Source organism: Ramlibacter lithotrophicus, from assembly GCF_012184415.1.
Classification (GTDB): Bacteria; Pseudomonadota; Gammaproteobacteria; order Burkholderiales; family Burkholderiaceae_C; genus Ramlibacter; species Ramlibacter lithotrophicus.
In genome coordinates, this window is the sequence record NZ_VTOX01000009.1 from 75,245 (window position 1) to 89,231 (window position 13,987).

13 protein-coding genes are annotated in these 13,987 nt (G+C 69.1%); 1 reads left to right on the forward strand and 12 read right to left on the reverse strand.

The annotated features are described in order from the left end of the window. Nucleotides 1–126: 126 nt before the first annotated feature. From RAMLITH_RS20295 to RAMLITH_RS20335, 9 genes are all read right to left on the reverse strand, one after another. Nucleotides 127–1,062 carry a M48 family metallopeptidase gene (locus tag RAMLITH_RS20295; RefSeq protein ID WP_168109276.1) on the reverse strand — a complete coding sequence of 312 codons (936 nt, stop codon included), beginning with the start codon at nt 1,060–1,062 and terminating at the stop codon, nt 127–129. A gap of 61 nt (nt 1,063–1,123) precedes the next feature. Beyond that, nucleotides 1,124–1,864: a lysophospholipid acyltransferase family protein gene (locus RAMLITH_RS20300; protein ID WP_168109277.1), complete on the reverse strand. Its 741-nt coding sequence runs from the start codon at nt 1,862–1,864 to the stop codon at nt 1,124–1,126. Nucleotides 1,865–1,873: 9 nt separating this feature from the next. Then, complete coding sequence (gene gmhB / locus RAMLITH_RS20305) at nt 1,874–2,443, reverse strand: D-glycero-beta-D-manno-heptose 1,7-bisphosphate 7-phosphatase (protein ID WP_168109278.1); 570 nt, start codon at nt 2,441–2,443, stop codon at nt 1,874–1,876. A 7-nt stretch (nt 2,444–2,450) separates the two neighbouring features. Continuing rightward, nucleotides 2,451–4,556, reverse strand: a complete 2,106-nt coding sequence (gene glyS / locus RAMLITH_RS20310) for a glycine--tRNA ligase subunit beta (RefSeq protein WP_168109279.1) — start codon at nt 4,554–4,556, stop codon at nt 2,451–2,453. Beyond that, nucleotides 4,553–5,485, reverse strand: a complete 933-nt coding sequence (glyQ, locus tag RAMLITH_RS20315; RefSeq protein WP_168109416.1) for a glycine--tRNA ligase subunit alpha — start codon at nt 5,483–5,485, stop codon at nt 4,553–4,555. Before glyQ ends, glyS begins: the two co-directional genes overlap by 4 nt. A gap of 76 nt (nt 5,486–5,561) precedes the next feature. Continuing rightward, nucleotides 5,562–7,115, reverse strand: a complete 1,554-nt coding sequence (gene lnt / locus RAMLITH_RS20320) for an apolipoprotein N-acyltransferase (RefSeq protein WP_238344299.1) — start codon at nt 7,113–7,115, stop codon at nt 5,562–5,564. Between the two features lie 221 nt (nt 7,116–7,336). Next, nucleotides 7,337–8,212, reverse strand: coding sequence for a transporter associated domain-containing protein (locus RAMLITH_RS20325; protein WP_168109280.1), 876 nt, complete (start codon nt 8,210–8,212; stop codon nt 7,337–7,339). 124 nt (nt 8,213–8,336) lie between these two features. After that, the gene (locus tag RAMLITH_RS20330) at nt 8,337–8,996 is read right to left on the reverse strand and encodes a GNAT family N-acetyltransferase (protein WP_168109281.1); all 660 of its coding nucleotides are present in this window, start codon (nt 8,994–8,996) and stop codon (nt 8,337–8,339) included. 89 nt (nt 8,997–9,085) lie between these two features. Further along, a complete protein-coding gene (locus RAMLITH_RS20335) occupies nt 9,086–9,568 on the reverse strand; it encodes an Lrp/AsnC family transcriptional regulator (protein ID WP_168109282.1) in 483 nt (160 codons plus the stop codon). A gap of 109 nt (nt 9,569–9,677) precedes the next feature. Here RAMLITH_RS20335 and hppD point away from each other — a divergent pair, with 109 nt between their 5' ends. Continuing rightward, a complete protein-coding gene (gene hppD / locus RAMLITH_RS20340) occupies nt 9,678–10,817 on the forward strand; it encodes a 4-hydroxyphenylpyruvate dioxygenase (RefSeq protein ID WP_168109283.1) in 1,140 nt (379 codons plus the stop codon). Between the two features lie 7 nt (nt 10,818–10,824). Here hppD and RAMLITH_RS20345 read toward each other — a convergent pair whose 3' ends face one another. Genes RAMLITH_RS20345 through RAMLITH_RS20355 form a run of 3 tightly spaced genes read right to left on the reverse strand, consistent with a single transcriptional unit; the run spans nt 10,825 to nt 13,860 of the window. Next, on the reverse strand, nt 10,825–11,739 hold the full coding sequence (locus tag RAMLITH_RS20345; RefSeq protein ID WP_181017801.1) for an esterase/lipase family protein: 915 nt from the start codon (nt 11,737–11,739) through the stop codon (nt 10,825–10,827). Then, nucleotides 11,739–13,349 carry a GMC family oxidoreductase gene (locus tag RAMLITH_RS20350; protein WP_168109284.1) on the reverse strand — a complete coding sequence of 537 codons (1,611 nt, stop codon included), beginning with the start codon at nt 13,347–13,349 and terminating at the stop codon, nt 11,739–11,741. Before RAMLITH_RS20350 ends, RAMLITH_RS20345 begins: the two co-directional genes overlap by 1 nt. Before the next feature lie 4 nt (nt 13,350–13,353). Next, nucleotides 13,354–13,860 (reverse strand): hypothetical protein, encoded by a 507-nt coding sequence (locus RAMLITH_RS20355; RefSeq protein WP_168109285.1) that lies wholly within the window; start codon nt 13,858–13,860, stop codon nt 13,354–13,356. Nucleotides 13,861–13,987: the final 127 nt, after the last annotated feature.

Genomic DNA, 13,987 nt, shown 5'->3' on the forward strand with positions numbered 1-13,987 from the left:
GGCCGCAAAGGCTACGCAGAAGCCGCAAAAGAAGACAAGACAAATTCAATTGTCTTTTTTGCGGCTTCTGAGCTTTCCTCTGCGGCTTCTGCGTACGGATGTCTGCTTCCACACCCGCTTCCGGCGTTACCAGGGCGGCAAAGCCTCGCCCTTGAGCTGCGCCCGCAGCTGGGGATAGTCCGGCACCACCGTGCTCACGGTCTCCCAGAACCGCGGACTGTGGTCCATCACCCGCAGGTGGCTCAATTCGTGCGCGACGACATAGTCGATCACCGGCAGCCGGAAGTGGATCAGCCGCCAGTTCAGGCGGATCACGCCGTCCGAATGCGCGGTGCCCCACCTCGTGCCGGCGTTGCTGAGGACCAGCTTGCGCCAGCGCACGGCCAGACGCGGCGCGAAATGCTCCAGCCGTTCGGTGAACAGCCGGGTGGCCTGCCGCATCAGCCAGGCCTGCACCGCGTCGCGGATCTGCGGCGCCTGGGCGTTGTGCGGCAAACCCAGGTGCAGGCTGTGGTGCGGCTCGCCCGCAACGCGGTGGGGATCGGTCCTGAGCACGGCGCCGACCTCGGTGAAGGCATGCGCCGGATCCAGCACGACCACCACCTGTTCGCCGAGGTATGGGAACACGGCGCCGTTGCGCCAGTCGATGCGGGCCGACTCGGTGCGCTGCCGGCGATCGTGGGCGTCGCCCAGCTTGCGCAGGATCCACGCGGACTTGCCTTGCACCGCGGCGTCCACCTCGTACAGCGGCACCCAGCTGGGCGCGCTCACGGTGAGCCCTTCCGGCGCCACCATGAAGCCGATCGTGCGGCGCCGGGCGCGGCGGAATTCGTACGCCACGACCGAGTTGCCGAGCACCGCCTCGCGGTTGGCGCGTGGATGGCGGAACGAGGCCGGCACCAGGACCGAGTCGAGGTGCTCGGCCCGGCCAAGGCCCGGTTTCAAGGGGGTGGTGGCCGGCTTGGCCCGCGGCGGCCGCGCGGGCGGCTGCTGCGGCGCCGGGGGCGGCGCGGCGACGGCCGTGTCGAACAGGTCGAGCGTGAGCTGCAGCAGCCGTTGCATGGGCCGAGAGTGTAGCGGCGCAGCGCGCCGGACGCGATGGTCCGTTCGAGCCGGGGGCCTCTCAGGACTTTGCGTACGCCTGCGGATCGAGGCGGCGCATCTCCGTCTCGATCCAGTGCTCGACTTCCCGGATCAATTCGTCCGCCTCGCGGCCGGCGCTGGCGATCGGCGGGCCGATCGACACGTCGACCACTCCGGGGCGCTTGACGAAGGCCTTGCGCGGCCACACCTTGGCCGACGTCACCGCGATCGGAATCACCGGCGCCCCGGTCTGGATCGCCAGGCGCGTGCCCCCGCTCTTGTACGTGCCCTGCTGTCCGCGCGGGATGCGGGTGCCCTCCGGGAACATGATGATCCAGATGCCCTGGGCCAGCAGCCGCTTGCCCTGCTCGACCACCTTGCCGAAGGCCTGGGCGCGCTGGCTGCGGTCGATGTGGATCATGTCCAGCCGGCCGATCGCCCACCCGAAGAACGGGACGTTGAGCAGCTCGCGCTTGAAGACATAGGCCAGCGGGTGCGGCATCAGCGTTGGCAGCAGGAAGGTTTCCAGCGTCGACTGGTGCTTGACCAGCAGGATCGCCGGCATGGTCTTGCCGATGGGCAGGTGCTCCATGCCGGTCACCCGCACCTCGATGCCCAGGAGCACGCGGGCGCCGCGGATCACCTGGGCGAGCCACGCGACGGCGATCCAGTACAGCGAAGTGCGGTCGCGCCAGAACGCGCCGACCACGATCGCCAGCGCATACGGCACCACCGTGAGCACCATCCACACCATGTGGAGCACGGACCGCAGGAAAGCCATGGTCCTGGCTCAGGCCGCGAGCTTCGCCGCCATGGGACGGGCGATGAGGTAATCGGCAAACGCCCCGAGATCGTCGTGCACGCGGGTGCCGGGGGGAAACTCGGGCGGCAGCAGCCGTCCGCGCAGCGCTTCGCCCTTGCCCGTGAGCACCAGGTGCGGCTCGCATCCGACCAGCACGCCCGCCTGCAGGTCGCGCAGGCCGTCGCCGACGACCGGAACGCCCTTCAGGTCGACGCCGAACCGGTCGCCGATCTGCTCGAACAGGCCCGGCAACGGCTTGCGGCACTGGCAATGTTCGTCGGCGGCATGCGGGCAGTAGAAGACGGCGTCGATGCGGCCGCCGTGCGCGGCCAGCATCTTGTGCATCTTCGCGTGCATCGCGTTGAGCGCCGCCATGTCGAACAGGCCGCGGCCGAGGCCGGACTGGTTGGAGGCGATCACCGTATGCCAGCCGGCGTGGTTGAGGCGCGCGATCGCCTCCAGCGCACCCGGCAGCGGTGTCCATTCCTCGGGCGACTTGATGTACTGGTCGCTGTCGAGGTTGATCGTGCCGTCGCGGTCGAGGATGACGAGCTTCATGGTGGGCCTAGGTCGCCAGCCGCGAGAGGTCGGCGACGCGGTTCATGGCGCGGTGCAGGATCATCAGCAGCCCCAGTCGGTTCAGGCGCAGGTCGGCATCTTCCGCGTTCACCATCACCTGGTCGAAGAACGCGTCCACCGTGTCGCGCAGCCCGGCCAGGGTCTGCAGCGAGCCGGCATAGTCGCCGGCGTCGAACTGCGCCCCGGCCTTCGGCGCCAGTTGCCGCGCCGCGGCGTGCAGGTTCTTCTCCGCTTCTTCGCGCAGCAGCACTTCGCTGACGTGCGCGTCGGCCTCGCCCGCCTTCTTCAGGATGTTGGCGATGCGCTTGTTGGCGGCGGCCAGCGCGGCCGCCTCGGGCAGCGCCGCGAAGGCGCGCACCGCCGCCAGCCGCTTGGCGACGTCGCCCAGGCGCTGCGGGCGCAACGCCAGAACGGCGTCGACCTCCTGGGCGCTGTATCCCTGCTCGCGCAGCAGGCCGGCGAGGCGCTCGTAGACGAAGTCCGACAGCAGGTCCGCGGTCTTCGGCTCGGCCGCGGGAAACAGGCCCACGGCGGCGGCGACGATCTCGTCGAGTTCCAGCGGCAGGTCCTGCTCCATCAACATGCGCACGATGCCCAGCGCATGGCGGCGCAGGGCAAAGGGGTCCTTGTCGCCGCTGGGCAACTGGCCGATCGAGAACAGCCCGGCCAGCGTCTCCAGCTTGTCGGCCAGCGCCGTGGCCAGGCCGACCTGGTTGCGCGGCAGGGAATCGCCGGCGAACCGCGGCTTGTAATGGTCCTCGATGGCATCGGCGACGGCGTGGTCGAGACGGTCGTTCAACGCGTAATAGCGGCCCATCGTGCCTTGCAGCTCCGGGAACTCGCCCACCATGTCGGTCACGAGGTCGGCCTTGGCCAGCATCGCCGCCTGGTCCGCCAGGAAGGCGACGTGGTCGCCGCCGATCCGGGCGCCGATCACCTTGGCGATGGCGCGCACCCGCTCGACGCGCTCGCCCTGCGTGCCCAGCTTGTTGTGATAGACGACCTTGGCCAGTTCGGGCACGCGCGACGCCAGCGTCTTCTTGCGGTCCTGGTCGAAGAAGAACCTGGCGTCGGCCAGGCGCGGGCGCACCACGCGCTCGTTGCCGCCGACCACCGCACTGGGATCCGCGGGGCGGATGTTGCTGACCACCAGGAACCGGTTGGTCAGCTTGCCCTTGGCGTCGAGCAGCGGGAAGTACTTCTGGTTGGCCTTCATCGTGAGGATCAGGCACTCCTGCGGCACCTCGAGGAAAGCCGGCTCGAACTGGCACAGCAGCACGTTCGGGCGTTCGACCAGCGCCGTCACTTCGTCGAGCAAGGCGTCGTCCTCGATCGGACGCGCGTCGCCCGCCTCGGCGGCCACCTGCGCCAGTTGGCGCGCGATGTCGGCCCGTCGGTCCTCGAAACTCGCGATCACGGCGCCGTCGCGCTCGAGGGTCGCCGCATAACTGTCGGCATCGGCGATGCGGACCGGGTCGACGGCGGCTTCGAACCGGTGGCCGTGCGTGGTGTTGCCCGCCTCCAGGCCGAGGACCGAGACCGCAACGACCTCGGAGCCGTGCAGCGCGACCAGCGCATGCGCCGGCCGCACGAACTTGACGTCGCTCCAGCCGTCGGCGAGCTGGTAGGTCATCACTTTGGGGATCGGCAGCCGGGCGATGGCTTCGTTCAAGGCCTTCTGCAGCCCTTCGGCGAGCGTGGCGCCCTTGGCGGTGCTCTTGTAGAACAGCGCCTCGGCCTTGCCGTCCAGGGCGCGATGCAGCCCCGGCACCGCCTCGGCGCCGGCGCCGAGCGCCTGCAGCTTCTTCAGCAGCGCGGGCGTCGGATGGCCGCCGGCGTCGAGCGCGACGCTCACGGGCATCAGTTTCTGCGACACGGCCTTGTCGGCGGCCTGCGCGGCGACGGCAGTGACGTGCGCCGCCAGCCGGCGCGGAGAGGCGAAGGCCGTCAGGCGCGAGTCGGCGGTGGCGAGGCCCTGGGCCTGCAAGTGGTCGAACAGGGCGCCCGCGAACGCGTGGCCGAGTTTCTTCAGCGCCTTCGGTGGCAGTTCCTCGACGAACAGTTCGACCAGCAGGTTGGCGGTCTTGCTCATGCCGGCTCTCCAATGAGCTTGTCCGCGACCATCTTCGCCGTGGCGGCCTCTCCCCACTCCCTGGGCGCCATCGGAAAGCCCAGCCTCTGCCGGCTCAGCAGATAGCTCTGGGCGACGCTGCGCGCGAGGTTGCGGATGCGGCCGATGTAGGCGGCGCGCTCGGTGACGCTGATCGCGCCGCGGGCGTCGAGCAGGTTGAAGCTGTGCGCGGCCTTGAGCACCTGCTCGTAGGCGGGCAGCGCCAGTTGCTGCTCCATCAGGTGCTTCGCCTGCTTCTCGTGCGCGGCGAAGGCGGTGAAGAGGAACTCGGCGTCACTGTGCTCGAAGTTGTAGGCCGACTGTTCCTTCTCGTTCTGGAGGTAGACGTCGCCATAACTGAGGCTCTCCGTCCACTTCAGGTTGTAGACGTTGTCCACGCCCTGCAGGTACATCGCGAGGCGCTCCAGTCCGTAGGTGATCTCGCCGGTGATCGGCTTGCAGTCGATGCCGCCCACCTGCTGGAAATAGGTGAACTGAGTCACCTCCATGCCGTTGAGCCAGACCTCCCAGCCCAGGCCCCAGGCGCCGAGCGTCGGGTTCTCCCAGTCGTCCTCGACGAAGCGGATGTCGTTCTTCTTCAGGTCGAAGCCGAGCGCCTCGAGCGAGCCGAGATAGAGCTCCAGGATGTTGGCCGGCGCCGGCTTGAGCACCACCTGGTACTGGTAGTAGTGCTGCAACCGGTTCGGGTTCTCGCCGTAGCGGCCGTCCTTGGGCCGCCGGCTCGGTTGCACGTAGGCCGCCTTCCAGGGCTCGGGGCCCAGGGCGCGCAGGAAGGTGGCCGTGTGCGAAGTGCCGGCACCGACTTCCATGTCGTAGGGCTGCAGGAGCGCGCAGCCCTGCGCGTCCCAGTAGGACTGCAGTCTGAGGATGATTTGCTGGAAGGTGAGCATGCGGGAGGACGCGGCGGCGGGCAAATCGTTGATTTTAAAGGCGCACCGGCCGCTCGCCGCCGGAGGTCGCAGGGCTTCAGGCGGCCGCGGCGTCGGCCGGGCCGCCCCGGCGGCGCTGCCAGGCCCAGGCCGCGGCGACCGTGCCCAGCGCCAGCAGCCACATGGGCCACAGGCCCAGGCGCGACACCCACCAGGCGTAGGCCGTGATGGCGGTCTGCCCTTGCACCTCGCCGGTCAGCACCCCGCGCGTGTGGCGGGGCAGCGCATGCGTCACCCGCCCCCGGTGGTCGATGATCGCCGTCGCGCCGGTGTTGGTCGCGCGGATCATGGGCCGGCGGAATTCGAGGGCGCGCATCCGGCTGATGTGCAGGTGCTGGTCGATCGCGACGGAATTGCCGAACCAAGCGATGTTGCTGAGGTTCACGAGGATGGTGGGCGCGCGAGCCGCGTCGGCGAACTGCGCGCCGATCTCCTCGCCGAACAGGTCTTCGTAGCAGATGTTGGGCGCCAGCCGCTGCCCTTGCCAGTCGAAGGTCGGCTGCCGCAGCGAGCCTCGGTTGAAGTCACCCAGCGGGATGTTCATCATGTCCGTGAACCAGCGGAACAGCGGCGGGATGAACTCGCCGAACGGCACCAGGTGGTGCTTGTCGTAGCGATACGCCTCGCTTCCCGGCTTGAAGCCCATCGCGGAGTTGGTGTACCCGTCCTGCAGGCTGCCGAGCGGCAGCCCCACGAGCGCCGCCTGGGAGCCGCCGGCGAAGCGCTCCCGCACCGCCTTCATGTAGGCGTCGGGCAACTGCTGCGGCAAGAGGGGGATTGCGGTTTCCGGCGCGACCACCAGCGCGGCGGCGCTGGCGCCCAGTTGCTGCCCGTACCAGTTCAGCGCGAGCGGAATGCCGGTGCCGCCCTGGAACTTCTCGTCCTGGGGGATGTTCCCCTGCAGCAGCGCGACGGACAGGCGCTGCTGGTCGCCCCCCGCGGGGGATGACGTCGCTGCCATGTTGCACGCAGCGAGCAGGCCGGAGGCCGCCGCGAGCGCAGTCCAGTACCGCCAGGAGCGCCAAGTGCGCGGCCGCAGCGCCAGCGACAGCGCAAACGCAAGGAGGGCCGCGGCGGCGCCGATGCCGTAGACGCCGGTCCATGGCGCGAGGACGGCCAGCGGCCCGTCGACATGCGCGTAGCCGCTCGCACCCCACGGAAAGCCGGTGAACCAGGTGGCGCGCAGCAGCTCCGCCAGCAGCCAGAGGGCCGCAAAGAGCGGCGCGCTCCAGGCGGGCGCCCGCCGATGCAACGCGGCGAAGACCCCCATGGCCGCGGCGCAATACAGCGCCAGGAAGGCAGCGAGCGCCAGCACGGCGGCGGCGGCCAGCGGCGACGGCAGGCCGCCGTAGACGTGCATGGAGATGAACAGCCACCAGAAGGTGCCGCACAGCCATGCGGTCGCGAAGGTCCAGCCGAGGAAGGCCGCTCGCCGCCACGACGAGGCGCGCTGCGCCAGCCAGGCAAGGGTGGCGAGCGACAGCAGTTGCAGCCACCAGGCCGGCTGTCCGCTTCCCGGCATGGCGATCGCCAGCGCCTGTGCGCAACCGGCGAGCAGCGCGAGCGCGAACTGAATCAGGGCAGCCGCCAATGCTCAGAAGCTGTGAATGAATTGATCGCGGCCGCGACGGGGTGCATCAGGGCGCAGGCGTAGGCGCGGCCCGCAGTCCAGGCTGGCCGCCTGGACCAGGGCCGTAACACCCGCCTGCGGCCTGAGGCACCTTGGCCCGCAGGGCGAGCCGCGGTACGGACGCAACGACACCCGTGCCTCGAACAGGCTCGCGCGGGTGCGAGGAATTCGTTCACAGCTTCTCAACCCGGCTGGCGCTCCGGCTGGGCGGGGGAGACCTTGAACCAGCGTACGGCGCCGCCCTTGGTATGCAACACGACGAAGTCGAGGCCGGACAGCGTGTAGTGCTCGCCGCGCTTGGGCACGTGACCCATCTCGTGGGCGATGAGGCCGCCGATGGTGTCGAACTCCTGCTCTTCGTCGGTGGGTTGCAGGTCGACACCGAACGCCTCGGCCACCCGCTCGATCGAGGTGTCGCCGCTGACGCGGTAGGTCTTGTCGGCCAGTCCGAAGATGTCGCCCTCGTCCGCCTCGATGTCGAATTCGTCCTCGATCTCGCCGACGATCTGCTCCAGCACGTCCTCGATCGTGATCAGGCCCGCGACGCGGCCGAATTCGTCGATGACGATGGCGAGGTGGTTGCGGTTGCCGCGGAACTCGCGCAGCAGGTCGTTCAGGCCCTTGGTCTCCGGAACGAAGACGGCTGGCCGCAGCAGCGCGCGGATGTTCAGTTCGGGCGCGCGCTGCAGCTTCAGCAGGTCCTTGGCCAGCAGGATGCCGATGATGTTCTCGCGGTCGCCCTCGTAGACCGGGAAGCGCGAGTGGGCGGTGTCTATGACCAGGTGCAGGATCTCGTCGTACGGCGAATCGATGCTGATCAGGTCCATCCGCGGGGCGGCCACCATCACGTCGCCCGCGGACATCTCGGCCATGCGGATCACGCCTTCGAGCATGACTCGCGATTCGGGACCGATGATGTCGTTGTCCTCGGCGTCGGCCAACGTTTCGATCAACTCGGCCTTCGAGTCCGGGCCGGGATGGATGAACTCGGCGATCTTCTGCAGGAAAGTGCGCTTGTCTTCCCTGTCGGAAGGTCGCGCAGGGTGCGGGTCGGACACAGTCTTGGGATGCAGGACGTGCGGTAGTTGCGAGATCAATAGGATAGCGGAACGCGGGCAGCGATCCGGTGCCCACGGCGAATGTCGCCGCGCATGCCCAAGGGGCGGCCGCCCCTCGTGCAGCTCAGCCGGCGGACTTGTGGCGCGCCTCGCGCACGCCTTGCCGCACCTCCTGCACCCCCGACAGGAAGTCCCAGAAGGTCTTGACCTGCTGCTTGAGCCGGTAGTCGGTCAGCGCCAGTTGCTGCTCGACCAGTTCGCTGACGCGCGTGTCCAGCGTTGCCGGAGGCAACCTGAGGTAGGCGTCCGTCTCGCTGCCGGCGCGCTCGAGCACGGCGCCCGCGCCGCGCGCGATCTTGAGCATCGCCGTGTTCTCGCTCAGCGCGTGGATGAACAGCATGTCGACGCCTTCGTTGCGGGCGTGCATGACCGCGCGCTCGAAGAGCCGGCTGCCGTAGCGCCGCCCGCGCGCCTTCTTGAGCACGGAAACCCCGAACTCGGCGCATGACAGCGTCGCCGGGTCCTGCGAGAACGCGAGGTGGGCCATCGCGATGAGCTCGAGCTTGCGGTTGTAGATGCCGAAGATCTCGTCCCGGTCGAAGTCGAGCCCCTGCACGTACCGCCGGATCTGCTCGTCGTTGGCGGCGTAGCCGAAGCGCAGGTAGCGGTCGTGCTCTTCGAGCGCCAGCAGGTGTCGCTCGATGCGGCCGCGGTGGCTGGGGCCGAGTGAACGGATGGGAACGACCAACGGCGGGGGCCCGCCGGCTTCCGGGGAATCGATCATGCGCCGAATGTAAGGGTTTCTACTAGTTTCGCAAGCGATAAATATCAAGACCGGGCTCGACCGGAACCCCCCCGAGTCGCCCCCGCGACTCAGAGCGGAACGGCCGTGGTCGCCTTGACGTGATCCAGGACGAAGCTGCTCTTGCAGTCCTGCACGCTGGGGTGCTTCAGCAAGGTGTCCATGACGAAGCGGCTGTAGTGCGCCATGTCCCGCACCAGCACGCGCAGCAGGTAGTCCATTTCGCCGGTGACGGCCGCGCATTCGACCACCTCGGGCCAGGTGAGGGCGGCGGCACGAAACAGCTCCATCGGGTCACGCTTGTGGTGTTCCGTGCGTTTTTCCAGCCGGACGCTCAGGTAGGCGGTGAGTCCCAGCCCGACGGCTGCCGGCTGCACCAGGGCCACGTAGCGCTCGATCACCCCGGCTTCCTCCATCCGCTTGACACGCCGCAGCACGGCGCTGGCCGACAGGCCGACCAGTTCGCCGACCAGGTCGTAGGTCTGCCGCCCGTCGGCCTGCAGCGTCCGCAGGATCGCGAGGTCGACCTTGTCCAGTGCATGCGCAGCGTCCATCGTGCATGATTATTGCGCCACACCGTCACCATGCGCCGTGATACGCCGAAATACTGAGGCCGTCCACAAGTAGAGTGAAGGTGACGTCGTATTCCAGGGAGACAAGAAGATGGAACAGCCAGCGCGGCCTGCGGACGCCGGGGCCCCCGCGTGGGAGAACCCCATGGGGACCGACGGGTTCGAATTCATCGAATACGCGGCACCGGACCCCCGCGCCATGGGCGAGTTGTTCGAGCGGATGGGCTTCAGGCCTATTGCACGCCACCGGCACAAGAACGTCCTGCTCTATCGGCAAGGCGGCATCAACTTCATCGTCAACGCCGAGCCCGATTCGTTCGCGCAGCGCTTCGCGCGGCTGCACGGGCCCAGCATTTGCGCGATTGCCTTCCGGGTGCAGGACGCCAAGGCCGCCTACGAACGGGCGATCGGACTGGGCGCCTGGGGCTACGCCGGCGTCGCCGGGCCTGGCGAGTTGAACATCCCGGCCATCAAGGGCATAGGCGACAGCCTGATCTACCTGGTGGACCGCTGGCGCGGCAAGAACGGGGCGCAGGAAGGCGAGATCGGCAACATCGGCTTCTACGACGTCGATTTCGAGCCGCTGCGGCCCGGCGCGGCCGAAGCGCTCAATCCCGCCGGCCATGGGTTGACCTACATCGACCACCTGACACACAACGTGCATCGCGGGCGCATGAAGGAGTGGGCGGACTTCTACGAGCGCCTGTTCAACTTCCGCGAGGTGCGCTACTTCGACATCGAGGGCCAGGCGACCGGCGTGAAAAGCAAGGCCATGACCAGCCCCTGCGGGAAGATCCGCATTCCGATCAACGAGGAGGGCAACGACAAGGCCGGCCAGATCCAGGAGTACCTGGACATGTACCACGGCGAAGGCATCCAGCACATCGCGCTGGGCTCGACCAACCTGTACGAGACGGTGGACGCGCTGCAGATGAACGGTGTCAAGCTGCTGAACACCAGCGAGACCTATTACGAGCTGCTGCCCAGGCGGATCCCCGGCCTGGCCGAAGACGTCGCCGCCCTGCAGCAGCGCAACATTTTGGTGGATGGCAAACCCGGCGAGTTGCTGCTGCAGATCTTCAGCGAGAACCAGCTGGGACCGATCTTCTTCGAGTTCATCCAGCGCAAAGGCAACGACGGGTTCGGCGAGGGCAATTTCAAGGCGCTGTTCGAGACCATGGAACTGGACCAGATGCGCCGGGGCGTGCTGCCGCCGGTGCCGGCGACCTGAAAGCCCGTCACTCCTCCAGCAGGGCGAGCGCGCGGGCGATCACCTCGGTCCGGTACGCCAGGGCGAGGTGACCGACGCCGGGGACCAGGCGGTTGTCCGCGCCGGGCAGGGTCGCGCCCGACACGGGGAACACCATGTTGTCGCAGTTCGAGTACCAGCAGGTGAACGGCGCCCCGGCGCCAGCGGGCATGGCCCGCCCCAGTTCCTCGATCCACGCGTTGCCCAGGGACAGCTGGCGGCCGTTGGCAACGCGGCTGAAGCGGCCGATCCAGGTGCCGCGATGCGGCGAGCCGATCGTCACGACGTGGTGCACGCGCGGCGCGGCGCCGGCAGTGCGCAGCCACGCCCGCACCGCTACGCCACCCATGCTGTGGCAGACCAGCAGCGGCGCCGTCCCCGTGGCTCGCGTGATGCGCTGCACCGCGTCCTCGATGATGGTCGGGTAGTCGTCGATCGAGCCGAACGCCGGCTCGAGGTTGACGGCGATGAACGGCACGCCGCGTTGGCGCAAGAGCCTGAGCCACGGCGTCCAGAAGCCTCGATTGCAGACGAACCCGTGGACCAGGACCATGCCTCGGCGCGGCGGCCTGCGCAGGGACGCGGGCAACTGGTCCGGGATCGCGTTCCAGCGGAACGGCTGCCACCAGCCGAACACCAGCGCGTTCAACCACGTGGAAGCCAGCCAGGCGCGGATCAGTTGCCGTGCGGTCGGGCGCGGAGCGGGATCCGCGCGACCGACGACGCCCAAGGCCAGGAATTCGGCGCCGAGCACGAGCGCCAGCCCGACCCAGATGACCGCGGGGCCGCCAATTGCGAGCAGGGGCGCGGCGGGCCAGTGCCAGGCGAACCATCCCAAGGCGGCGCCGGCCAGGAACAGGACCAGCGTCCTCTGGAAACGTGCGAGGCTCGAGCCGTGCCGCATCAGGCGAGCGTCACGTTCCGGCCCGTGAGGCGCCTGGCCAGGCCCTGGGCGAGGTGGTTGACGAGCCCGTAGATCGACAACTGCGGATTGGCGCCGATGCTGGTCGGAAAGATCGACCCGTCGTGGACCGACAGGTTGGCCAGTTGCCAGTGCACGCCGTCCGGGCCGACCACCCCGTCGACAGCGCGCGCGGCCGCGCCGCACCCGCCCATGACGTGGGCACTGACCACCTTGGTGAGCAAGGGGTCCATCGGCAGCGCCTCGATTCCAGCGCTGGCTTCGGTCCATGAAGCGAACGGCCGGGCCATCTCGTGCCCGGGCATCACCTGCCGCGCGCCCGCGGCGAACTGCAGTTCCGCCATCGCGAGCAAAGCCCGCCGCGCCCCGTCCAGCACGAATGGCGTCAGCGGGTAGTCGAGGACCGCGGAGCCGTCGCCGCGCAGGTTGACCGTGCCCCCTGGCGCGTCGGGATGAAAACCATCGCGCATCAGCGCGATGAGCACATGGGTGTGGGGAAAATCGCGCAGCGCGTCCGCGTGCTCGCGGCCGATGCCGGGCGTGCTGGCGGCGAACAGCACGGGATGCAGGGGCGGCGCCTCGATCTTGAAGCCGATCGGACCGTCGATGGGCTGCGTGCCCAGGAAATGGTCGCTGTACACGCTCTGGGGCGCGCCTTGCCAGCCGGCCACCCTGGCCGGCATGACCGCCGACGAGAGGACGACCGGGTGCAGGAACGTGCGCCGCCCGAGCCGGTCATGCGGGTCGGGCGCCTGCGACCGCGACAGCAGCACCGGTGAATTGATGCCGCCGCCCGCCAGCACGAAGTGCCTTGCAACGACCACCGCCGGCGGCCCGTCGGCGCGGCCCCCGTTGCCCGCGGCCGGCACGCACACCAGTGATTGCACGCGCCCGTTGGCGATCTCGAACCGCTCGGCCCGGGTTTCGACCAGCAAGGTGGCGCCGGCGTCGAGGGCGGCCGGGATGGTCGTGACCAGCATCGACTGCTTCGCGTTCAGCGGGCAGCCCATGCCGCAGGAGCCGAGATTCGCGCAGCCCTTGACGTTGCGCGGGATCAAGGCCGACGCGATGCCGAGCCTGGCGGCGCCGCGCCGCAGCAGGTCGTTGTTCTCGTTGGGCGGAACCAGCCAGGGCGCGATGTTGAGCCGGCGCTCGGCCTGCTCGAAGTACGGCGTCAGTGCCGCGCCGTCGAACTCCAGCCCGAAGTGCCGACGCCAGTAGCGCAGCGTGTCCGGGGGCGTGCGGAAGGAACTGGTCCAGTTCACCGTGGTGGAACCGCCGACGCAGCGCCCCTGCAGGATGTTGATCGCCTTGTCCGCGGTCTTGCGGCCGGCGCTCTCCTGGTACAGCGTCGGATAGGCGATCGCCTCCTGCTGGTCGAAGTGCCGGCTGCTGCGCAGCGGGCCCTCCTCGACGATCACCACGTTCAAGCCGGCACGGGCGAGCAGCTCCGCGCTGACGCCGCCGCCGGCGCCCGAGCCGATGATGGCAACGTCGCACTCGACGCGCCCGGGGCGCGGGCGATGCGCACCGCCGGCCACCTTCCAGCCTCGGGCGAGTCCTTCGCGGATCGGGTCGGGCACGGTGCTCATGGCGTCAGATCGGCAACGGCCCGGGATAGCCGAGCGCGCGCCAGGTGGCCGGCTCGGAAAAATAGGCGCTGCCGACGATCTCGTGCAGCGCGTGATAGGCCTGCTGCCGCAGCGCCACTCCGGAAATGCGCATCGCCTGCAAGGCTTCCTGGCGCCGCGCTACCGGGGCCGTATGCCAATCGTCGCCGAGGCCGGCCAGCGCCCGGCGGCCCCCGGTGCTTCCCAGCAGGGCGAGCAGTTGCGACAGTTCAGATTGGGCGTGCGGCGGCAAGCTCGCCACCAGCCGGTCGACGCGTGCGAGCAACCCTTCGAGCGCCGCCGCCACCGCCGGCTCCCCCGCCGGCAGGCTGCCATCGAGCATCGCCCGGCCGATGCCGGCCATCACGTCCCGCCCGCGCGGAGACAGCTTGCCGTCCTGCAGGCCCGGAGCGAGCAGCGCCAAGGCGCCGCCGCCCAAGGCGAGCACGGCGGCGGACACCAGTCCCAGTGTCAGCAATCCCCTTCTTCGCATGGCCGCGACTATGGCATGCGCAAGGAGAGGGCGCCAGCCGGGCGCCCGCATGTCGCATCCGGGACCACTGCAGGCCACCCCTAGGACAAGCCCGCTGGCGCGCCAACGCCTGCCTTTCGAGAATCGC